This window comes from Kribbella sp. NPDC050820 (genome assembly GCF_040653975.1).
GTDB lineage: Bacteria > Actinomycetota > Actinomycetes > Propionibacteriales > Kribbellaceae > Kribbella.
In genome coordinates this window covers 1-21,524 of the sequence record NZ_JBFAHB010000026.1, presented here as the reverse complement: position 1 = coordinate 21,524, position 21,524 = coordinate 1, and the positions used below count along the sequence as shown (strand labels likewise).

Below are 21,524 nucleotides of genomic sequence, written 5' to 3'. Positions count from 1 at the left end.
GTGATGGAGAAAGTTGTCTCGAAGGACGGCACCGAGATCGCGTACGACGCTGTCGGCAGCGGTCCGGGCCTTGTGCTGATCGCCGGCGCGTTCACCGACCGGTCGTTCTTCGCGTCGTACGCCGAGGCGTTGTCCGGCTCGTTCACGGTGGTGAACTACGACCGGCGCGGCCGCGGTGACTCCGGCGACACGACGCCGTACGCGGTGGAGCGGGAGTGGGAGGACCTGGACGCCGTGCGGACGGCGACCGGGGCGCGGTACGCCTGCGCGTTCTCCTCCGGGGTGATGGTGCTGCTGCAGGCCGGTTTGCCGTTCGAGAAGGTGGCGATCATGGAGCCGCCGTTCCGCGTCGAGGGCGCGCCGCCGGCGCCAGAGCGGTACCTGGAGCGGCTGCAGGAGTACGTCGACGCCGGAAACCCGGGCGGTGCGGCCGAGCTGTTCATGGTGGAGGCGGTTGGTCAGCCGAAAGAGGTCGTGGACCAGATCCGGGAGACGCCGATGTGGGCCGGGCTGGAGGCGATGGCGCACACCCTCGTGTACGACGGCTTGCAGATGCGGGACAGCGCCGTACCCGTGTCGTTGCTGTCGTCCATCTCCACGCCGGTGCTCGGGCTGTACAGCAACGCGAGCCCGGAGTGGATGCAGCGGGCCGCGCAGGAGGCTGTGGCCGCGCTGCCGAACGGTACGGCGGAGGGGCACGGCGGGACGTTCCACACGCTCCCGCCGGAGACGCTGGCTGCTGTCCTGACCGGCTACTTCAGCGCTAGCTGACGTCTGCCGGCAAGGAGGCTTTTGAGGCGCGGTGCCAGTGGTCGCTCGTCGCAGTAGTGCAGGGCGGCGGCTGCGGCGATCATCAGGATCATCGTGGCGGCGACCAGGAGGACGTGATTCACCTGGTCGCCGAGCCGCTCGAAGATGATGAAGCCGACGTGCGCGTGGATCAAGTACAGCGGGTAGGTGAGTGCGCCGAGGACCGCGAACCACGGGCGGCCGAGGTGCTGCGTGAGCCGCGTCGCGATCGCGAGCATGACCGCGAAGATCACCACAATGACGGCGATCACGACCGGGCGGTGGATCTCGGTGCCGTAGCGGGCGCCGACCCGCTCGGCGAACCCGATGCCGCGGAAGATCGCGTTGCCCAGTGCAACGGCGACGATCAGGAGGTACTGCGGTTTGGCGCCGTACCGGTGGATCAGGCAGAGCGCCATACCGGCGATGAAGTAGTGCGAGAACTGGGTGTTCAGGACCAGATCGGTTGCGGAGGGCAACAGGCCGGCCCACAGCGTCCAGTAGACGACGTCGACATCGTCAAACCACGGCGTGATCCCGGCGTGCTACCTGCGGATGAGGTCCGGGTGCTCGGCGACGAGATCGTTGTACGCGGCAATAACCTCCGGTGGGATGTCCACGTGGTCGACGAAGTTCCGGCCGCGGGGGCCGTAGCCGTCGGCGTCGTCGCGCAGCCGCCGGATCTCGCCGAGGACGAGCTCGGTGAATCGGCGCCGGCTCCAGATCTCGGGGAGGTTGGGGCCGGCGCTGACGTGGGCCGGCTCGATCCACGGGATGAGCGGGGCGTGGCTGATCAACGTCGTCCCGGGCAGGTCGCTGAACGATCGCTCGAAGCAGGCGTGCGTCCGGCGTTGCATGGTCGGATCCTGGATCAGCAGGAGCGTCTCCGGACGATCGACGAGCTGGCGGGTCAGACGCGCGTTCTCGCCACAGTTGGTCGACTCGTCCTCGACCGCGATGGCGTCGGACGGCACGCCGTACCTGGTGACAAGCAGGTCCCGGAAGACGTGGGACTCGGGGCGATCGGTGGCGGCGACGTCGAGTCCGCGTCGTCGGACTGCTTCCTCGAGGTAGTGGGTCGAGTGGCCGATGCCGCCGCTGATCAGGAGCTGCGGGGCGAGCTGTCGGTGGTACAGGTCGGCCGCGGTCTCGACCGACTCCAGAACAGCGGAGCCCATCAACACGATCCGATCAGCCGACCCGAGCCGGTCCCGCCGCGCCAGATACCGCGCGATCACCTCTTCAGCCATCACTCACCCTAGTCAGCTTGGCAGGCGCATGGGCATCAGGATGTAGGCGGAGTCGGTGGGCGGGGCGTCGTCGGGGGAGCGGAGGCCGGTGAGGTTCGCGGGCTTGGTGGGCTGGGTGAAGGCGAAGTGCGCGACCGGGGCGCCGATCGAGGCCAGGCCGTCGAGCAGGTAGCCGGCGTTGAAGCCGGTCGACACCGGCTCGCCGGTCAGCGTGACCTCGACGGACTCCGACGCCTGGGCCTCGTCCCCGCTGCCGGCGTCCAAGGTCGCCGTGCCGTCCGCGACCGTGAGCCGGACCGGCGTCGTCCGCTCCGCCACCAGCGCGACCCGTTTCGCCGCCTCGACCAGCACGGCGGTCTCCACCCGGACCGTGCTGGTGATCGCGGCCGGCGCCGGGATCAGGCTGCGGACCTTCGGGAACTCGCCGTCGATCAGCCGGCTCGTCGCCCGGCGGCCGGCGCCCCCGAACCCGATCAACCCGTCCCCTGTGCGGGTCGAACCGAGCGCGAGCGTGACGTCGTGACCGGCCATCGCCTTGGACACGTCGGCGAGCAGCTTGGCCGGCACCAGCGCATTGGCCTCGACCCCCGGGTCGACCGGCTCCCACTCGACCGTCCGCACGGCGAGCCGGTACCGGTCGGTGGCCAGGAGCTCGATCCTCGGCCCGCGGATCTCCAGCCGGATCCCGGTGAACACCGGCAACGTGTCGTCCCGCCCGGCCGCGCTCACCACCTGGTGAACGGCGCGCGAGAACGCCTCCCCGCTCACCACCCCGGTCGCCGCAGGCAACTCCGGCAGCGCCGGATACTCACCCAACGGCAAGGTATGCAGCACGAACCGCGAGCTCCCGCTGCTCACCTGCAGCCGAGCGGCGTCGCCGCTCAGCTCCACGGAGTCGCGCGGCATGCTGCGGCAGATGTCGGCCAGCAACCGGCCGGACACCAGATACCGCCCCTCGTCGGCCACCTCGGCCGGCACGGTCACCTGCCCCGAGCTCTCGTAGTCGAACCCGGACAGCGTCAGCTGCCCGTCACCCGCCTCCACCAGCATCCCGGCCAGGATCGGCACACTCGGCCGGCTGGGCAGCCCCTTCGCCACCCAGCCGATCGCCTCGGCCAGCACCTCACGCCCGACCCGAACCTTCATGCCCACTCCTCCCCATCGAGAGCTTCGAGCCAATCACCCGCCACCGACAATTCCGGATCGCAGGTAGGCCAGGACGGCGAGGACCCGGCGATGGCTCAGGGCTGATTCGTGGATGTCGAGTTTCTGGAAGACGGAACGGACGTGGGTTTCCACGGTTCGCTCGGTGATGACGAGACGGGCTGCGATGGCCGCGTTCGAGTGGCCCTCGGCGGCGAGCGCCAGCACCTCGCGCTCGCGGGCCGACAGCTTGCCAAGTCCTCCGTCATCGGACGCCAGCAAGGCTGCGACGACATCTGGGTCCAGAGCGGAGCCGCCGGCGGCCACGCGTTCCAGGGCGTCGAGGAAGTCGGTCACTCGAAGCACGCGGTCCTTCAGCAGATAGCCGAAGGCGCCGGTCGACACCAGATGCACCGAGTGCCTGGTCTCGACGTGCTGCGACAGCAGCAACATGGGCTGGTCGGGTGCAGCCTCCCTGATGAGGTGGGCTGCCCGGGCTCCGTCGTCGGTCATCGTCGGCGGCATGCGCACGTCGATCACGGCGATGTCCGGCCTGAGTACGTCGACCAGCTCGGGCAGACCGTCCGCAGTCGCCGTCGTCTCGACCACCTCATGCCCTGACTCGGTCAGCAGGCGCACGAGGCCTTCGCGAAACAGCACGGAGTCCTCGGCGATCAGGACACGCACGGGAGCACCACCTCGATCGCAGTACCGGACTGTGCTGGGCTGGAGATGGTCAGGCGGCCGCCGACGGAGTCAACTCGGTCCCGCAACGTGACGAGGCCGTTGGACGGCGTACCGCCGACGCCGTCGTCAGTCACGGACACGTGCAACTGATTGTCGGCCTCCCGCACGACGACATCGATCCGCGTGGCTTGCGCGTGCTTGAGCACGTTGGCGACTGCCTCGGCGACGACGAAGTACGCCGTCGTGGCGATCAGCTCGGGCGGCACCACGTCGGGTACGGCGAAGTGGATAGGGATCGGCGAGTCAGGGGCCAGCCGACGCAGTGCAGTGGCCAGACCGTCGTCCAGACTCGCCGGACGGACCCCGTGCGCGAGGCGACGCAGCTCGCGGACGGTCTGCTCGAGCCGCTCGACGGCTACATCCAGCTCACTCAGCACGGGGTGCTCTGGCGGCAGCTGGCGTTGGGCAGCCTGCAGCTGCATTCCGATCGCCAGTAGCTGTTGTTGCGCGCCATCGTGGAGGTCTCGCTCCAACCGGTGCCGCTCAGCCACAGTCTCGGCGACGATCCGATTTCGGCTGTCGTCCACTTCCTGCAGAGCCCGGCGCAGCCCCAGCCGCAGCCGGCTGACCTCGATCGGCAGTCGCGCAGCCGACGCAGCCAGCTGCACACGTCGCAGCTGCCGCGCCGACGCGTCACCGACCAGCACCAGCCCGATGTCCGTGTCCGTCGTCCGCAACGGCACCTGTACGGCGTCTTGCCCAACCTGCACTGGCTCACCGGCCAGATCGACGTACCGTCCGTCCTCGACGCTCGTCAGCAGCAGTGACAGCTGCGGATCACCCACCGCGTCTCTCAGCACCTGCTCGACCGTCTCAGGCTCGGCGGAACCATCCCGGACCTGGTCGACGAACCGCCTGATCCGCTCCAGCAGTACGACGCGGTCCCGGTCGATGACCCGCCCGACAGCCTTGTGGAACCACCGGTGCAGCGGAAGAAGCGCAAGCGCGACCAGGAACACCGATGCAGTCAGTCCTGCCGCCGACTCCCGTCCGGCCAGGTAGCCGATGCCGATCACCAGACCGGCCGTCATCAGCGCGGCCACCACAGCGGTCACCACCCAGGCCACCGAGTCACTGAGGATGCGGTCGATCTCGAAGAGGTCGTGGCGCAGGATCGCGATGGTCACCGCGGCCGGCACGAGGACGACGATGCCCAGCAGGAACCCGGCGTACGCGCCCTGCCCCACCCAGCCGAACGCGGTCACCACCCAGCTCGCGACCATCAGCACCACAACGGCTCCGGCGGCCAGAATGAGCCAGCGCAACTGTTGCCTCGTCCGCTGATCGCCGTGCCGGTAGCGGACGACCACGCTGGCCATGCACGCCACACTGACTGTCAGAACGATGCCCAGGGCGCCGAGCATCACGGGCATCCACAGTGCCTCGGGTACGGCGACCGGCGAGTGCGCCGGCGGTACGTCGTGGTAGTTCATCGTCACGACGAACGCGGCAGTCATGATCGTTGCTGCGATGGGCACCAGCCAGAACAGCGCCTTCCAGCGCAGCCCGTCCGGGAACACCAGCAGCAGGATGAGGAAGCCGACGAGCTGCCAGGCCCAGACGCCGGCCCCGATCACCGCGACCACGCCGCCGCTCATGTCCCCCCACGACTCCACAGCCGGTGTGGCGACCAGGAAGGCGGCCAACCAGGCCAGCGCGGGTCCGACTGGGCTGGCCGGCACCCGTACGGCGATCAGCCAGGACAAGCCGAGTGGGACGAGCACCAGGAGGTCGGCGAGGGTGGCAACCTCGTCACGCGCGTCGGACGGACCGAAGGCGGCCACGGCGAGCACAGCCCAGGACGCGACGCAGACCGCCGTCGCCCCCAGCATCAGCCCGCGCCTCATGGCCAGATTGTGCACCGATTCGCCCCTGGGTGGACTCAGTGCCAGCACTGGCCCCAGATCCAGCGATGGCCTCGATGCCACAGACCAGGCCGGCCGAGGACGGTAGTGATCAACTTCTACGGGTCCTGGAGGACACCATGATCGCCATCCTGACCGTCCTGGTCGCACTGCCGCTCGGCCTGCTGGTCCGCAACCGGCTGGCCGCCTACCTGATCTTCGCCATCGCCTTCAGCCACGTGTACACGTTCCAGACCGCGAACCTGGTGATGGAGTGGGTCAACGGCTCCACCGCCGCGTTCCCGGCGACCGAGTCGAACCAGCTCCTCGACGGCACCCTCGGCTACTTCACCTTCACCACGATGATCTACGCCGTCGGCTTCGGCCTGGTCACCCTCGGCCACTGGCTCCGCAACCGCCGCCGCACCGCCCCCGAGGTACGGCTGGACCAGCCGGCCTAGTAGCGGAACACCTGCGTCGGCGAGCCGTTGCAGTTGGCGAGCACCACCTGTTCGGCGTTGGTCTTGCCGGGCGCCGAGAAGCAGAGCTTCGGCCTGCTGGTCGACCTGATCCTGCTGTCGGCGCCGATGGTCCACTTCTGGGCCGGGTCGGTGCTGCTGCAGATGTCGGTCCGCACCGGAGCACCCACCTTGAGCGTCCCGCCCGGTACGTCCGCGCACACCCCGAGGGCCCGCAACGTGCCGTCGGCCGGACGCGTCCAGCGCTGGGCCGGCGTGCCGTTGCAGTCCCACAGCTGGATCTTGGTCCCCGGCACGACCGAGCTGTGGTCGATGTCCAGGCACCGGTCGCCCGGTCCGCTGATGGTGAGCCGGATCGGCGCCGGCGCCGGCGGGGCGGTGGCGGTCAGCTGCACGATCCGGGCCACCGACGGCACGCCGTTGCTGTCGACCACGAACAGCATGTAGTACCCGGGCGGGGCGAGGTTGACGTTGGCCGGTGAGCCGACGGTCAGCGTCGTACCCGTGGCACTGAACGAGAGCGGCACGTACCGCTGGCCCTGGTCGTCGCCGTGGGTCGGCGCCCCCAGGCCGACCAGCCCCACCTTGGTGATCGCCGCAGCCTGTGGCGACGTCAGCGAGAAGAAGCTTCCGTACGACGCAGTGGCCGGCGCCGAGGTGATCGCCGGTCGCGCGGCGAGCTGTCCGTCCGGTCCGTACAGGTACGGCGGGGTGAAGTACTCGATGTTCTTCTCCAGATAGCCGACCCGCTGGCACTCACCGCAGATGCCGCCGCCACCGGTCATGACACGGCCGTCAGGCAGCAGCAGTGCGGTCGAGTGGTACTGCCGGATCCGGTTGGCCGCGCCGAGCGTGCGCCATGCACCCGTCTCGGTGTCGTAGAGCTCGGCGGCGTACACCGGAGCCGCGAGGTTGACGCCGCCGTCGCTCATCACCGCATTCATGCCACCGGTCGCCAGCGCGTCGCCGTCGGCGAGCACGGTCAGGTTGTGCTGCCGCCGTCCGGTGGCCATCGAGCCGGTCGGCAGCGCCAGCGTCGTACTGTTCGAGTCGACGATCACCGCAGTGCGGGTCGGCACGCTGACCTTGCCTTCCTCGGCGACGACGCCGCCACCGGCCACGAGCGTCTTGCCGACCCGGATGGTGGCGAAGCTGGCGTAGTCGCGGTTGATCAGGTCCCGGACGGAGGTACCGACCTGGGCGCCGGCCGCACTCGTCTGCAGCGTGCGCATGACAGTCCCGGTCCCGACCATGTCGACGTTGCCGTCCGGCCGGACGGTGAGTAGCGGGTACAGCCGACTGGACGGCGTGGTGAAACCGGTGAGCAGCCGGATCCACTGGTTCGTCTGGTGCACCTCGGCGTTCTCCGGACCGCCGCCCTGGATCAGGGCCTCCTGGTTCGGCAGCGCGGTCACCGACGGGTACCAGCGCTCGGCGGCCATGTCCGGGCCGCGGCGCCAGGTCTCGGTCCGCCAGTCGAACAGGTGGGTCTTGCGGATCCCGTTGAGCGACATGTCCCGGTTGCCGCCGGCAACCAGCACGGTGCCGTCGGAGAGCTGGGCGTACCCGGCGCAGAAGATGTTGTAGCCCTGGACGTCGACCCGCTTGCTCGTGTTCGTCACCGGGTCCCAGACCGCGGCCCGGGTGAACGACTGGTCGCTGTACGACTCGGCCGGCCCTTCGCCGACGGAGTCCCACATCAGCACCTTGCCGTTCGGCAGCGTGGCGCTGAACACCGGTACGACGGGAGTGGGGATCACACCGCCCCACGTCCCGGACACGGCCGGGTCCGCGGCCGCGACGATCCGGTCGGCCTCCGCCTGCTCCTTCGGGGAGCGGCGGCCGGGCCGCTGACCGGTCTGCCGCTGGACCTCGTCGGCCCGCGCCTTCGCGGCGCGCTCGATCTCGTTCATCGGAACGCCGACCAGGTCCTCGAGAGCGTGGTCGTGGTCGTGACTGTGGTGGTCGTGCCCCGGTGGTGTGGGCGGCGGGTCCGCGGTGGCGGGCGCGGTGGCGGCGAGGCCGAGCCCCAGCGCGATGGCGGCGGCGATCGCCACCCGGGCATGCGAGACACGAGTGCGCATGACAGGTCCCCCCTGCAGCAGTAGCGATCATCCCGGCGACCGCTGGAGTCAGTGTGTGAGATCCACGACCTCTGGTCAACGGGGGAACGGAGTCGTACCTTCGGAATGTCCGTCTGTGGGGGATGGACAGGGGAGTGCCGCCGAGGTGCCTGCCCGGCGGTGCGCTATTCACAGAGGGGGGCCTGAAATGGGCCGCAACCGTGGGGTGTTCGCAGTCGTCGCCGCAGTGTCAGCGGTAGCCGCCGGAAGTGTTCTCGGCATCGGCTTCGTCTCGCAAGCCGGAGCGACCTCGAGCACGACGAGCTCTACGACCACCACAACCACCGCCACACCGCCGTCGACCACACCGCCGACGACGCCACCGACCACACCGCCGACCACACCGCCGACCACACCGCCACCCGGGGCCGAGTTCTGCACACCGGGGTTCTGGAAGAACAACCCCGGCGCGGTGGCCGAGACGGGCGTCGACATGTCGCAGTCCTACAACGCGCTGTTCGACCCCGACGTCGACGGCACCGCCAAGGGCGGCGTCGCGAACCCGACTCTCCAGCAGGTGCTGGACAACCCGCAGCACTACGGCGGCGAGGCAGCCAACAACGTCGCCGCGCTGCTCAGCGCCGCGCACCCGGATATCAACTTCACCGGTGAGCGCGTCGAGGACAGCTGCCCGCTGGACGCGGACGAGGCCAACGACTGAAGTAGTACGGCCTGGCCGTGTGGTCACGGCCAGGCCGTCGCTGGCCTTAGCGGGATCAGTAGACCGTGACGCCGTAGGTGCTCGCGGCCTCGGGGACCGGTAGGTAGAACGTCGTACCGCCGGACCTGCAGTCGCCGCTGCCGCCGGAGGTGATGCCGAGGGCCTTGGAGCCGTCGTAGAGCGGACCGCCGGAGTCGCCGGGCTCTGCGCAGACGTTGGTCTGGATCATGCCGCTGACCCTTCCGCCACCGGAGTACCGGACGGTGACATTGAGCGCGGTGACTTGACCGCTGTGCGTGCCGGTGGTCGAGCCCTTGCGGGTGACGTTCTCACCGACGAACGCGTTGGCCGCAGTGAAACCACCGGGGTGGCTCAGCGACGTATTGCTGTACTGCACGAGCGCGTAGTCGTTGCCGGGGAAGCTGTAGTCGACGGTCGGGCCGATCAGCGTGGTCTTGGCGGAGTTGGCGTACCAGGTCTTCGCCACCTTGCCGCAGTGTCCGGCGGTGAGGAAGTAGTAGGTGCTGCCCTGCACGACGTTGAAGCCGAGCGAGCAGCGGTACTGGCCGCCGTAGATGGCGTCGCCGGCCGACAGCAGTGGCCGGAACACCCCGTTGGTGCGATTGACCTGGACGCCGTCGTGCTTCAGCGCGGCGACGTCGGCGGACGAGACAGTGGCGTCAGCGGTGACGACAACCTTGCCGGAAGCCGCATCGGTGTACCAGGCGATGCCCTTCACACCGGACTGGTCGACCTTTGCGGTGGCCGCTGCGAGTTTGGCGGCTGGTGACGGCTCGGCGGCTGCGGGCGGCACGGCGTACAGGCATGCTGCGACCGCGCTGACTGTGGCTGCCAGCTGGGCGAGCCGGCGGCGTGACGTACGTTCGTTCCTCACGGTGGGTCCTCCTGAGGCGTGCACGGGACCGACTGGGCGGGGTCCCTCGAACGTCGACCGGCAGCAGCACGTAGCCGTGTCGCCACCGGCTGACACTCAGGAGTATTTGCCTCGTTCGCGGAACAGGCAACCGCTGGGCTAGTCGAACGTGATTCGCTCGAGTCTGCTTGCCTGGCGGCGGCTGAGGACCACTGCAGACTCGGCGCCGGGCACTACGTGGCTCGGGTCGGTGACAGCCTGTGCCAACAGGTCCGGCCAGCGACGGAGGTGCGTCTCCATGCTGCTGGAACGCACGACCCGACCACGAGCCCACTGCCCGGACCGAGCGACGTCCCCGGGTACGTCGAGCAGCACCAGGTGCACCTGGAGTCCGGACCGACGCGCCCGCCAACCGATCAAGCGCCGTACCCACGGGCGAGTGGCGCAGTCGTGCAGGATCATCGGGCCGCTGCGCATCGCGCTGATGGCCTTCACGTAGTAGGCGAGGTGCAGCAGCGGCCGCCACCACGCGTACGGAATCGCGCCGAGCGTTGGCATCCAGCGATCGCGCAGTCGCTCGGAGTCGAACACTCGCACTCCCTGGTGGTCACCACCCACCGGGTACAGCCGGCGCAGCAGCGTCGACTTCCCTGCTCCCGGGATCCCGGCCAGCACCACCACCGAGCCCGCCGGGTACCGCAACTCGTCCTTGTCCTGCGCCAGGAGGGTCCCCGGCGCCTCGGCGATCCCCAAACCTGCCACAGCACTCAATCCTCTCGTCCGTAGTGGAGTCCAACACCCACTTAGACGAGAGAGCTTCCCCACCGGCCCATAGAGCACGCTAAGAACTCACTGGGAAAACCCTGAGAGCAGGGCTGCAACCAACGTATGCTCGATCGGTGACCCCCCGCCGTTCAGGCGCCGGATTGATCGGACGGCTCGAGGAGTGCCGGGCGCTCGACGACCTCTTGGAGGACGCCAGGGCGGGACACAGCGCTGCCCTGGTGTTGCGCGGCGAGGCCGGCATCGGCAAGACCGAGCTGCTGAAGTACCTTCTCGACAGCTCAGCCGGGCACCACGTTCTGCGGGCTGCCGGCGTCCAGTCCGAGATGGAGCTCTCGTACGCCGGCGTGCACCAGCTCTGCGCCCCGTTGCTCACCGGTCTGGACCAGCTTCCCGGACCTCAACGCGATGCGCTCGCCACTGCGTTCGGTCTGCGGGCCGGGAACGCACCCGACCGGTTTCTCGTCGGCCTCGCCGTACTGAGCCTCCTTGCTGATGCCGCCGGCAACCAACCACTGGTCTGCCTCGTCGACGACGCCCAGTGGCTCGATGAGGCCTCGGCGTTGACCTTGGGATTCGTCGCGCGGCGACTGCTCGCGGAATCGGTGCTGCTGGTCTTCGCCGTCCGCGAACCCACACCCGTGAAGATGCTGCCCGGGCTCCCGGAGTTGGCCGTGAAGGGCCTGTCGGACCGTGACTCCAGAACACTCCTCGGCTCCGTCGTCACCGGTCCGCTCGACCAGCGGGTGCGCGACCGCATCATCGCCGAGTCGCGTGGCAATCCACTGGCCTTGCTCGAGCTCCCGCACGGTTGGACCGCCGCGGAGCCGGTTGGGCATCCGGAGGCCCGGCCGGTGTCGAGCCAGATCGAGAAGGAGTTCCTCCGCCGGGTCGGGTCGCTCCCGATCGATACCCGGCGCTTGATGTTCACCGCTGCCGCCGAGCCGGTCGGTGACGTGCGGTTGCTGCGGCTGGCGGCCGAGCGGTTGGGCATCGACGTGGAGACTGCCGCGGCCGACGCCTCCGAGCTGATGACCCTCGACTCGCACGTGCGGTTCCGGCATCCGCTGGTGCGCTCGGCGGTCTACCGGGCGACGCCCCTCGAGGATCGGCAGACGGCCAATCGGGCGCTGGCCGAATCGATCGACGGCGACGTCGAGCCCGATCGCCGGGCCTGGCATCGGGCGCAGGGCGCGCCGGGCCCTGATGAGGACGTGGCCGCGGAGCTCGAGCGTTCGGCGGTGCGGGCCCAGGCCCGTGGCGGCCTGGCAGCGGTGGCCGCGTTCCTCGAGCGCGCGTCCGACCTGACCCAAGATCCCGGTCGCCGATCGCAGCGCGCACTGGCCGCGGCAGGGGCGAAGTTCCAGGCCGGGGCCTTCGAGGCGGCGGCCGCTCTCCTCGCGACGGCAACCGCCGGACGGCCCGACGAGCTCACCCGCGCGCGAATCGACGTACTGCATGCCGGGCTCGCCTTCGCACAGGGCCGCGGCACCGAGGCACCTCCACTGCTGCTCACCGCGGCTCGCCGGCTTGAGCCCCTCGACGTCGCCCTCGCGCGGGAGACCTACCTGGAAGCGGTCTCGGCAGCGATCTTCGCCAGCCATCTCGCGCACAGCCCGGGTTGGCGTGAGGTTGGCGAAGCGGCCCGCGAGGCCCCGCCAGCGGAGCTGTCGCGCGCAACGGACCAGCTGCTGGATGCGCTCGCCGTGCGTCTCACGGACGGCTTCGCAGCCTCGGCTCCGATGGTCGAGCGAGTCCTGACGGCGTTCTGTGACGACGACGTACCCGTCCAGGAGTCGATGCGGTGGCTGCTGCTCGCCGGAGTCATCGCGGCCGACCTGTGGGATCTCGAGCGCTGGGACCTGGTCACGTCCCGGCACGTGATGCTGATCCGCGACGCCGGCGCGCTCAGCGAGCTCCCGCTCGCACTCGACTCGTCCGCCGTCGTACATGTCTTCGCCGGCGACCTGGCGGCGGCGTCGTCGATGGTCGAAGAGGTGAGAACGGTCAGTACGGCGATCGGCAGCAACCAGCCGCCGTTCGGCGCTCTCGCGCTGGCCGCCGTGCGTGGCCACGAGGAGGAGGCGCGGACGCTGATCGAGGGCACGATCAGCGGCGCCACCCAGCACGGCCAGGGGCTCGGGGTCACCGTCGCACACTTCCACCACGCTGTGCTCTGCAACGGCCTCGCGCAGTACAAGCAGGCCATGGCCGCGGCCCAAGCATCGGCGGCACACCAGGAGCAGTTCGGTGCGCCGCAGTGGGCCCTGGCCGAACTGATCGAAGCGGCGACCCGGAGTGGTGCGTCAAAGGCGGCGTACGACGCGTTCGAGCAACTCACGGAAACCACGCAGGCCAGCGGTACGGACTGGGCGCTCGGTGTCGAGGCCCGCTCACGCGCACTCCTGTCCGAGGGCGCCATAGCGGACACGCTCTACCGCGAGGCCATCGAGCGGCTCTCCCGCACACGGGTCCGCGTCAACCTGGCGCGCGCGCATCTCTTGTACGGCGAGTGGTTGCGCCGGGAGGGCCACCGCGTCGACGCTCGTACGCAGCTGGGCATCGCCCACGACATGCTGAGCCGCATCGGCGCCGACGCCTTCGCCGAACGAGCGCGCCGCGCGCTGCAGGCCGCCGGAGCGAAGGTGCGCAAGCGTGCGGTGGAGACATCCACCGCGCTCACTGCCCAGGAGGCGCAGATCGCCCGCCTCGCCGGCGACGGGCTCACCAACGCCGACATCGGCGCCAGATTGTTCCTCAGCCCGCACACCGTCGAGTGGCACCTGCGCAAGGTGTACTCCAAGCTCGGCATCGCATCCCGGAGGGAAATCCCTACGTTCACCGGGGCATCGGGAAGCTGACAACGTCGTCACCCTTCTCGGTCGCCGTACCCCGACCTACCGTGAGCCCGTCACACTCACTCTCCAGGGAGGGATCCGCTCGTGAGAGACGTCCGGAGAAGTATGTTCGCGGTGACAGGGGCCATCGCCCTGGTCGCCGCCACGCTCGCCGTACCGGTGACCGCCGGCGCCGGGGCTACGGGAGCGACAGGGGGAGACACCGAGTACCTGGTCCTGCTCGAAGAGGGCGCGGACCGCAACCAGGCCATCGCGGCGGTCAAGGCCGCCGGCGGTGAGGTGGTCAAGGAGAACGCCCACCTGGGCACGCTGACCGTGCGGGCGGCGGCGTCGGGATTCGTCGCCGGCGTGTCCGCGTCGAGCGCGGTCGAGGGCGCGGCCCGCAGCCGGCCGATCGGCACGGTGCCGCAGCAGAAGAAGCGGAGCACCGTCGAGCGAGAGAACAGCCTGAGCGGCAAGACCGCGGCGAAGAGCAAGAAGAAGACCGTCGGGATGGACCCGCTCGACCCGCAGCTGTGGGGTCTGCGGATGGTTCGCTCCGACCTGGCGCGGATGGTCCAGCCGGGCAAGAAGTCGGTCAAGGTCGGCGTGCTCGACTCCGGGATCGATGCCCGCAACCCGGACATCGCGCCGAACTTCGACTGGAAGCTGTCCCGCAACTTCGCGCCGGACATCCCGGAGATCGACGGCGAGTGCGAGTTCCGCGGCTGTGTCGACCCGGTCGGCTGGGACGACAGCGGTCACGGCACCCACGTGGCCGGCACCATCGGCGCCGCGGCCAACGGCTTCGGCGTCTCCGGCGTCGCGCCGAACGTGACGCTGGTCGAGATCCGTGGCGGCCAGGACAGCGGCTTCCTGTTCCTCGGCCCGGTCACCGACGCGCTGACGTACGCCGGCGACGTCGGGCTCGACGTGGTCAACATGTCCTTCTACGTCGACCCGTGGCTGTACAACTGCATCGCCAACCCGGCCGACAGCCCGGAGGCGCAGGCCGAGCAGCGCACCATCATCCGGGCGATGAACCGGGCGCTGAACTACGCGCACAAGCGTGGTGTCACGCTCGTCGGCTCGCTCGGCAACAACCACGAGGACCTCGGCAAGCCGCGGACCGACATCTCCAGCCCCGACTTCCCGCCGGGCACGGCGTACCCGCGGCCGATCGACAACGCGACCTGTGTCGACCTGCCGGTCGAGGGCCCGCACGTGATCGGTGTGTCGGCACTCGGTCCGTCGACCAAGAAGGCCGACTACTCCAACTACGGTCTCGAGCAGATCGAGGTCTCCGCGCCGGGTGGCTGGTTCCGTGACTACTTCGGGACGCCGCAGTTCCGGACCAACGAGAACCTGATCCTCTCGACGTACCCGGTCAACTCGCTGCAGGCCGACGGGCTGGTCGACGCGGCCGGCAACATCACGCCGGACGGCGTGGCGCTCGGCGCGCAGAAGCAGTGCCCGGCCGGCGTCACCGACTACACCAAGTGCGGGTACTACTTCGTGCTCCAGGGCACGTCGATGGCGTCGCCGCACGCCAGCGGCGTGGCTGCGCTGATCGTCAGCGAGTACGGCAAGAAGAGCCGTGGTGAGTACGGGATGAACCCGGACAAGGTCGGCAAGATCCTGATGGACACGGCCCAGGAGCGGGCTTGCCCGACCCCGCCGCTGCAGACCTACACCAACGAGGGGCGGCCGGAGGAGTTCAACGCGCTCTGTGAGGGCACGCGGGACTTCAACGGCTTCTACGGCCACGGCATCGTCGATGCCTACGCCGCGGTGACCCGCCACTGACAGCTGTCGACCAAGGTGCTGCCCCCTCGAGACTTCGAGGGGGCAGTACTGCGTTCGGGCACGGGTCAGGCGCGCCAGCGGTCGGTCAGCTCGGCACCGCTAGGCGGCGGTCCCGGGAGCTCCGGCTCGCCGCCCGGTCGTTCCCCCGGCCGGCGCATCGCCTCCAGCATCAGGGTGAGGTACCGGTGCCGGAGCTGGTTCGTGCGTGCCTCGTCGCCGAGCTTGATCGACGTGATCTGCTCCAGGATCACCGCGAGGTCCTCGACCACGATCCCCGGCCGCAGGTGCTCCTTCGTCCGCTCGTAGATGGCCTGGTTCAGCTCACCCGCGCGGGCGGCGTCCTGCCAGAGGTCGGGCGTCGGGGTGAACGTCCCCGCCAGCCGCTGGGTCAGTGAGTTCGTGTCGGCGTCGACCAGCGCGTGCAGGAACGCTCCGAACGCAACCCATGGCTCACGGTCGTCGGCCAGAGCCTTCTCCGACTCCGCGATGTACCGGGCCAGCCCGTCGCTGCAGAGCTTGCGGAGCAGCTCCTCCTTGCTCGCGTACCGCCGGTAGAGGGCGCTGATCCCGACCCCGGCGCGCTCGGCCACCGCGGCGATCGGGGCGCCGGGATCGGCGATGAACACCGCCCGGGCCGCGGCCAGGATCACTTCGTCGTTGCGGGCCGCCTGCGCCTGCCGGCCACTGAGCGCTTTCGTCGTCATTTCTCCAGCATAGCACTTGAACGGAATGCTCCGTTCCGCTAGAGTTGGAACAGAACATTTCGTTCCGTTTGGGTCTGGAGCCGATGATGACCGCAGTCGCAGAACTTCCCGCAAGCGCAGTAGTCGCCGCGCAGCCGCTCCGCAGGCGCTGGCTCGCCTTCTCCGCGGTCATCACCGCGTCGGTGATGGACCTGCTCGACTCGACCGTGATGAACGTCGCCGCCCCGGCCATCCGCGCCGACCTCGGCGGCTCCTTCGCGAGCCTGCAGTGGATGGCGGCCGGCTACACGATGGCGCTGGCCGTCCTGCTGCTGGTCGGCGGGCGCCTCGGTGACCTGGTCGGGCGGAAGCGGGCGCTGCTGATCGGCGTCGCCGGGTTCACCGTGACGTCGTTCCTCTGCGGCCTCGCGGTGTCGTCGGAGATGCTGATCGCCGCGCGCGTCGCGCAGGGCGCCTTCGCCGCGATCATGCTGCCGCAGGGCTTCGGACTGGCCCGGGACCTGTTCGAGCCGGGCGAGCGGGCCAAGGCGTTCGGGTTCTTCGGTCCGGTGATGGGCCTGTCCGCGGTGATCGGCCCGATCGTCGGCGGCACGCTGCTCGACGCGGACCTGCTGGGCACCGGCTGGCGGGCGATCTTCCTGGTGAACATTCCGGTCGGCATCTTCACCTTCGCCGTCGCGGCGAAGTACCTGCCGAACACCCAGCCCACCGCCGGCCGGGTCTCGCTGGACATCCCCGGGCTGCTGATCGCCGGCGCCGGTCTGGTCGCCCTGGTCTACCCGCTGGTGCAGGGGCACGAGATCGGCTGGCCGCTGTGGTCGAAGGCGCTGCTGGTCGCCTCGGTGCCGATCCTGGCCGGCTTCGGTGTCTACCAGTCCCGCCGGCAGCGCAGCGGAGCGACCCCGCTGATCGAGCCGGGGCTGCTGCGGAGCCGCTCGTACCTGTCCGGCGTGCTGTTCGCGGTGGTCTTCTTCGGCGCGCTGGCCGGAACCTTCGTGCTGGGCATGTTCCTGCAGGTCGGCCTGGGCTACCCCCCGATCCACGCAAGCCTGGCGATGGCGCCCTGGGCCTTCGGAGCGCTGATCGGCTCGGCGGTCTCCGGGATCACGATGCAGAAGTACGGCCGCAGGCTGCTCCACGTCGGCCTCGCGCTGATGGCGGTCGGCCTGGTCGGCCTGTACGGCGTTCTGTCGCTGGCCGGGCTGAACGTCGGGCACTGGGATCTCGTCGTACCCAACCTGATCGGCGGAGCCGGGATGGGCATGGTCTTCGTCCCGCTGTTCGACATCATCCTGAGCGGCGTCCGGGACCAGGAGGTCGGCTCGGCCACCGGCATGCTGGGCTCGCTCGAGCAGGTCGGGATCGCGCTCGGCATCGCGGTGATCGGAACCATCTTCATGGGCAAGGTCGCGCACGCCACGCCCGCAACCCGGACGCTGGCCGCCCTCGACGGCACCCAGACCGCGCTCCTGGCAACCGTTGGCGGCATCCTGCTCGCCTTCGTGATCGGCTTCCTGCTCCCCAAGACGGCCCGCCCTGGCACCGAGCACTGACTTCGGCCACCCTCGCCCCGGCGCCGCTCCGTCCCACGGAGCGGCGCCCCTGGCGTATGGTCGAGTCAGGGGGCGAGATGACGACTTTCACAGTTGCAGCTGTGCAGGCGGCCTACGTGCTGATGGATCGCGAGGCGACGCTTGCCAAAGTGGAGAAGTTGCTGGCGGACCCCGCCGTACAGGCGGCCGACCTGGTGGTGTTTCCCGAGGCGTTCGTGCCTGGCACCCCGATCTGGATCGACGGGCCGCCGATCTGGGACGGTGACGAGCAGTGGTTCGCGATCCTGGCCGACCAGGCCGTGGTAGTTCCGAGCGAAACCACCGACCGGCTCGGGGCAGCGGCTCGGCAGGCCGGCGTCTACCTGGTGATGGGGGTCGACGAACGCGAGGCCACGGGAAGCACGATCTACAACACCTTGCTGTACTTCGATGCCGATGGCAACTTGCTTGGCAAGCACCGCAAGCTGATGCCGACCGGCTCGGAGCGCACCGTGTGGGGGATGGGCGACGGCTCGATGCTCGAGACCTACCCGACTCCCTTCGGACGCGTCGGCGGGCTGATCTGCTGGGAGAACTACATGCCGCTGGCCCGGTTCTACCTCTACTCGCAGGGTGTCGACGTGTGGGTGGCGCCGACGCTGGCCAGAGGTGACGGCTGGGTCGCGACGATGCGGCACATCGCCCGGGAAGGCCGCTGCTACGTGATCGGCGCGAACCCGTGCCTGCACGTCGACCAGATCCCGGTGGACTTCCCCGACCGGGACCGGGTGTGGCGGACCGAGCCGGACGACCCGGACTGGGTCGAGCCCGGCAACACGGTGATCGTGGGTCCCAACGGAGAGATCCTCGCCGGACCGGCCCGGCACGAGGAGACCATCCTGGTGGCCGAGCTGGATCTCGGGAAGGTCCGTTCCGCGCGCCGGATGTTCGACCCGGTCGGCCACTACCACCGCCCCGATGTCTTCCGGCTGGCCGTCGACACCGCCCCGCGGCCCGTGGTCACCACGCTCCGCAACGGTTTCCCGGACGAGTAACCGACATGCGCACGCTACGGCCACACGGCGATCCGGGCGGATGATGGCGCATGGCCGGCTTGATGGTCGGACGCGGGGGCGAGGCTGCGGTACTGCGCGGAATGATCGCGCAACTGCCGAAGCGCTCGGCAGTCGTGGTGGTCCGGGGTGAGGCGGGCATCGGCAAGACAGTGCTCGTCCGGTCGGTTCTCGACGAGCAGTCCGGCAACGGCGTACGGATCCTGCGCGGCGCCTGTGCGCCGATGTCCGGCGCGACTGCCTACAGCGGCCTCGGCGCAACGGTGACGGCTGCGCTGAGTCAATCTGTGGAGGCCGGCCAGTTCCCTTCGGCTGCGGCGGCTCGAGCGTGGTCGATGCAGATCCTCACCGACGTGCTCGACAGCGACGCGGAGCAGGGCACGGTCCTCATGGTCGAGGACGTTCACTGGGCGGACTGGTCCACGCTGGACTTCCTGGCCCATTCGACACGCAACCTGCCCGACAGACGGCTGCTGGTCCTGCTCACCTGGCGGGACGAGACTGCCGAACCCGACCGCCTGACCTGGCTCGGGGAACTGCTCCGAACCCCTGCAGTCATCGATCTGCCGCTCCGTCGCCTGACCGAGCAGGAGACGTCACAGCAGTTACTCGATCTCCAACCGGACTGTACGACGGAGACGGTCGCCGCCGTGTACGCGCGCAGCGCAGGCAACCCATACCTGAACGTCGAACTGGTCCGCGGGGACCTGACCGTGCCGGCATCGTTGCGCCAACTCCTGCTGGCGCGTCTGCAGGCACTCTCGGCGGCTGCCCGACCAGTCGTCGCAGCCACCGGCACGTTGGCTCGCGCTCTCGATGACGATGACCTGCTGGCGGCGGCCAGCGGTGTGGGCGACGCCGTACGAGAGGCCTGTGACTCCGGCCTGGTGATCCGGGACCCGGCGGACGGATGCGTCGCGCGGCACCCGGTGGTCGCCGAGGTGGCTTACGACCAGTTGTTGTCTGCAGAACGCCGCGACCTGCACGCGCGCCTTGCTCAGCATTTGGCTGGCCGCGTTCGTCCCTCGGCGACCGCGTCGGAGCTCGCCGAGGTCGCTGAGCAGTACCACCGCGCGAGCGACCGGGACGCGGCATTCACGTGGGCTCTCGCGGCGGCCCGCGCCGCTGAGAAGGAGTGCGCGTTCGCGGAGGCCGGCCACTGGTACTCCGTTGCTGCGTCCCTCTGGCAGCCATCGGACCTAGCCGACGACCAGGCGCCACCGCGCCTCGTCCTCGCCGAGCGTGGGGCTTCACTGCTGGGGGGCGTCGGTCGACGTGCGGAAGCTCTCGCCTTGCTCGAGTCGGCGGTGACTGCGTCCGATGCCGAGGTCGGCACGCTCGAGGCCTTGATGATGCGTGGCAAGCTGCGCTCGCTGGACGATGACCTCGCAGGGGCCCTGGCGGACGTTGAGCGCGCACGGCGCCTGGTGCCGGCCGACGATGACCGCGCGCTCGGCCAGCTCTGCATCGCGCACGCGGAGGTGGTGGGCCTTTATGCGCGCTCGGCGGAGCAGGCCGAGGCAGCCCGTGCGGCGCTGCAGTACGCGACCCGAGCCGGCGACACACGGACGATCGGCCAGGCCCGGGCGGCGCTGGGAGCGGTCGCCGCAAGCGAGGGCCGGCTGGACGAGGCGCTCGAGGAGACACTGGCTGCGCTCGGAATCGCTCACGAGCTCGCCGAGCCCGAGGACATTGCAGGGGCGGCGCTGACGCTGACCTCTGTGCACGGGATGCGCGGCGAATCCGACCAGGCGTTGGCGGTCGCGGACGCCATCCAGTCCGATCTCCGGCGGCTGATGGTCGACGAGCATTGGATCGAGGGGGTCATCGAGAGCAACGCCGTCTTCACCCTCTACGCGGTCGGTCGGTGGGATGAAGCGCTGAACAGGGATGACAGCAGAGGCCGGCCGCCGTCCGGGCCGGCGTACAAGGATGCCGAGCTTGCGCTGATCGAGATCGCGCGCGGGAACCTGGAGAAGGCCGTCGAACTGATGCGCGGACAAGAGTTGCTCGCGGTCGACGACCAGCCCATGATGAAGCGCGACTACGCGGGTATCACGGCCGAGCTGCGCCTACTGCAGCAACGTCCACACGAAGCCCTGACCCTTGCACTCGACGCTGCCGAAATCAGCCACGACACCGAAGACGAGCTGGTGGCCGGCGGGCTGCTGCGCATCGGTCTCGAAGCAGCAGTCGCCGCGCAGTCGCCGGACGGCTTCGATCGACTCGTGATGCTCCTGCGGCGTGCCATCACCGGAATCGAGGGCCCAGCGCTGGCTGCGATCGTCGACGGCGAACGCTCCCGGATCCGCGGCACGCCCGACCCGGCCGCATGGCGCACCGTCGTACAGGAATGGTCGGCACTCGGCCGACCGTACTGGGAGGCGCAGGCCCGGCTGCGGGTGGCCGAGGCGCTGCTGGCTCAGCGCGGGCAACCTGGCGCCCGAGCCGAGGCGGCCGGCGAGCTGGAAACCGCGCGACACATCGCCGAGCGGCTCGGCGCGGCGCCCCTGCTCGGCCACATTCAGGAGCTGGCGAAGCTCGCCCGGATCCAGCTCGACGACTCCGTGACCGAGCACCATAGGCAAGGCGCGGTCACCACCGACTCACACCCACCGCTGACCGAGCGCGAGCTCCAGGTCCTTGCCCTGGTCGCAGCCGGCCGGACGAACCGCGAGATCGGCGAGGCGCTCTACATGAGCCCCAAGACCGCCAGCGTGCACGTCACGCACATCCTCGAAAAACTCGGCGTACGAACCCGAATCCAAGCCGCCACCAAAGCCACCCAACTCGGCCTCACCGGCAACCCCCCAACCACCTGACACCGACGCGACCGCGTCCACGCCGAGCCGCGGCAGCGCGGCGGCCGGCGAGGCCAA

Annotated in this window: 17 protein-coding genes; 8 read left to right on the top strand and 9 right to left on the bottom strand. The window is 69.7% G+C overall.

Annotation, left to right across the window (positions count from 1 at the left end; genetic code table 11):
• Positions 1-3 precede the first annotated feature (3 nt).
• The gene (locus tag AB0H36_RS22480; RefSeq protein ID WP_360526463.1) at positions 4-771 is read left to right on the top strand and encodes an alpha/beta hydrolase; all 768 of its coding nucleotides are present in this window, start codon (positions 4-6) and stop codon (positions 769-771) included.
• Here AB0H36_RS22480 and AB0H36_RS22475 read toward each other — a convergent pair.
• The 5 genes from AB0H36_RS22475 to AB0H36_RS22455 form a co-directional block, all read right to left on the bottom strand.
• Positions 753-1,268, bottom strand: a complete 516-nt coding sequence (locus tag AB0H36_RS22475) for a hypothetical protein (protein ID WP_360526460.1) — start codon at positions 1,266-1,268, stop codon at positions 753-755. The genes AB0H36_RS22480 and AB0H36_RS22475 overlap by 19 nt on opposite strands.
• 66 nt (positions 1,269-1,334) lie before the next feature.
• Positions 1,335-2,039 carry a YdcF family protein gene (locus tag AB0H36_RS22470; RefSeq protein WP_360526457.1) on the bottom strand — a complete coding sequence of 235 codons (705 nt, stop codon included), beginning with the start codon at positions 2,037-2,039 and terminating at the stop codon, positions 1,335-1,337.
• A 12-nt stretch (positions 2,040-2,051) separates the two neighbouring features.
• Positions 2,052-3,185 (bottom strand): DNA polymerase III subunit beta, encoded by a 1,134-nt coding sequence (dnaN, locus tag AB0H36_RS22465; RefSeq protein WP_360526454.1) that lies wholly within the window; start codon positions 3,183-3,185, stop codon positions 2,052-2,054.
• 33 nt (positions 3,186-3,218) lie between these two features.
• A complete protein-coding gene (locus AB0H36_RS22460) occupies positions 3,219-3,869 on the bottom strand; it encodes a response regulator transcription factor (RefSeq protein ID WP_360526451.1) in 651 nt (216 codons plus the stop codon).
• Positions 3,857-5,776, bottom strand: coding sequence for a histidine kinase (locus AB0H36_RS22455; RefSeq protein WP_360526448.1), 1,920 nt, complete (start codon positions 5,774-5,776; stop codon positions 3,857-3,859). The genes AB0H36_RS22460 and AB0H36_RS22455 overlap by 13 nt, the downstream gene beginning before the upstream one ends.
• Positions 5,777-5,913: 137 nt before the next feature.
• Here AB0H36_RS22455 and AB0H36_RS22450 point away from each other — a divergent pair, with 137 nt between their 5' ends.
• Positions 5,914-6,234 carry a hypothetical protein gene (locus tag AB0H36_RS22450; RefSeq protein ID WP_360526445.1) on the top strand — a complete coding sequence of 107 codons (321 nt, stop codon included), beginning with the start codon at positions 5,914-5,916 and terminating at the stop codon, positions 6,232-6,234.
• Here AB0H36_RS22450 and AB0H36_RS22445 read toward each other — a convergent pair.
• Positions 6,231-8,336 carry a galactose oxidase-like domain-containing protein gene (locus tag AB0H36_RS22445; RefSeq protein ID WP_360526442.1) on the bottom strand — a complete coding sequence of 702 codons (2,106 nt, stop codon included), beginning with the start codon at positions 8,334-8,336 and terminating at the stop codon, positions 6,231-6,233. The genes AB0H36_RS22450 and AB0H36_RS22445 overlap by 4 nt on opposite strands.
• Positions 8,337-8,523: 187 nt before the next feature.
• Between AB0H36_RS22445 and AB0H36_RS22440 the strand changes: the two genes are divergently transcribed.
• Positions 8,524-9,036: a hypothetical protein gene (locus AB0H36_RS22440; RefSeq protein ID WP_360526439.1), complete on the top strand. Its 513-nt coding sequence runs from the start codon at positions 8,524-8,526 to the stop codon at positions 9,034-9,036.
• Positions 9,037-9,091: 55 nt separating this feature from the next.
• Here the strand turns inward: AB0H36_RS22440 and AB0H36_RS22435 are convergent, their stop codons facing one another.
• Both AB0H36_RS22435 and AB0H36_RS22430 read right to left on the bottom strand, forming a co-directional pair.
• Positions 9,092-9,931 carry a S1 family peptidase gene (locus AB0H36_RS22435; RefSeq protein WP_360526436.1) on the bottom strand — a complete coding sequence of 280 codons (840 nt, stop codon included), beginning with the start codon at positions 9,929-9,931 and terminating at the stop codon, positions 9,092-9,094.
• 138 nt (positions 9,932-10,069) lie between these two features.
• The gene (locus AB0H36_RS22430) at positions 10,070-10,672 is read right to left on the bottom strand and encodes an AAA family ATPase (RefSeq protein ID WP_360526433.1); all 603 of its coding nucleotides are present in this window, start codon (positions 10,670-10,672) and stop codon (positions 10,070-10,072) included.
• Positions 10,673-10,809: 137 nt separating this feature from the next.
• On the opposite strand from AB0H36_RS22430, the gene AB0H36_RS22425 reads away from it, so the two are divergent.
• Both AB0H36_RS22425 and AB0H36_RS22420 read left to right on the top strand, forming a co-directional pair.
• Positions 10,810-13,554 (top strand): AAA family ATPase, encoded by a 2,745-nt coding sequence (locus AB0H36_RS22425; protein WP_360526430.1) that lies wholly within the window; start codon positions 10,810-10,812, stop codon positions 13,552-13,554.
• A gap of 102 nt (positions 13,555-13,656) precedes the next feature.
• A complete protein-coding gene (locus AB0H36_RS22420; protein ID WP_360526696.1) occupies positions 13,657-15,336 on the top strand; it encodes a S8 family serine peptidase in 1,680 nt (559 codons plus the stop codon).
• Between the two features lie 65 nt (positions 15,337-15,401).
• Here the strand turns inward: AB0H36_RS22420 and AB0H36_RS22415 are convergent, their stop codons facing one another.
• On the bottom strand, positions 15,402-16,040 hold the full coding sequence (locus tag AB0H36_RS22415) for a helix-turn-helix domain-containing protein (protein WP_360526427.1): 639 nt from the start codon (positions 16,038-16,040) through the stop codon (positions 15,402-15,404).
• A gap of 86 nt (positions 16,041-16,126) precedes the next feature.
• On the opposite strand from AB0H36_RS22415, the gene AB0H36_RS22410 reads away from it, so the two are divergent.
• The 3 genes from AB0H36_RS22410 to AB0H36_RS22400 all read left to right on the top strand — a co-directional run bounded on the left by AB0H36_RS22410 (position 16,127) and on the right by AB0H36_RS22400 (position 21,467).
• Positions 16,127-17,593 carry an MFS transporter gene (locus AB0H36_RS22410; protein ID WP_360526424.1) on the top strand — a complete coding sequence of 489 codons (1,467 nt, stop codon included), beginning with the start codon at positions 16,127-16,129 and terminating at the stop codon, positions 17,591-17,593.
• Between the two features lie 77 nt (positions 17,594-17,670).
• Entirely contained in the window at positions 17,671-18,627 is a 957-nt protein-coding gene (locus tag AB0H36_RS22405) for a carbon-nitrogen hydrolase family protein (RefSeq protein ID WP_360526421.1), read from the top strand.
• 50 nt (positions 18,628-18,677) lie between these two features.
• The gene (locus AB0H36_RS22400) at positions 18,678-21,467 is read left to right on the top strand and encodes a LuxR C-terminal-related transcriptional regulator (RefSeq protein ID WP_360526418.1); all 2,790 of its coding nucleotides are present in this window, start codon (positions 18,678-18,680) and stop codon (positions 21,465-21,467) included.
• Positions 21,468-21,524: the final 57 nt, after the last annotated feature.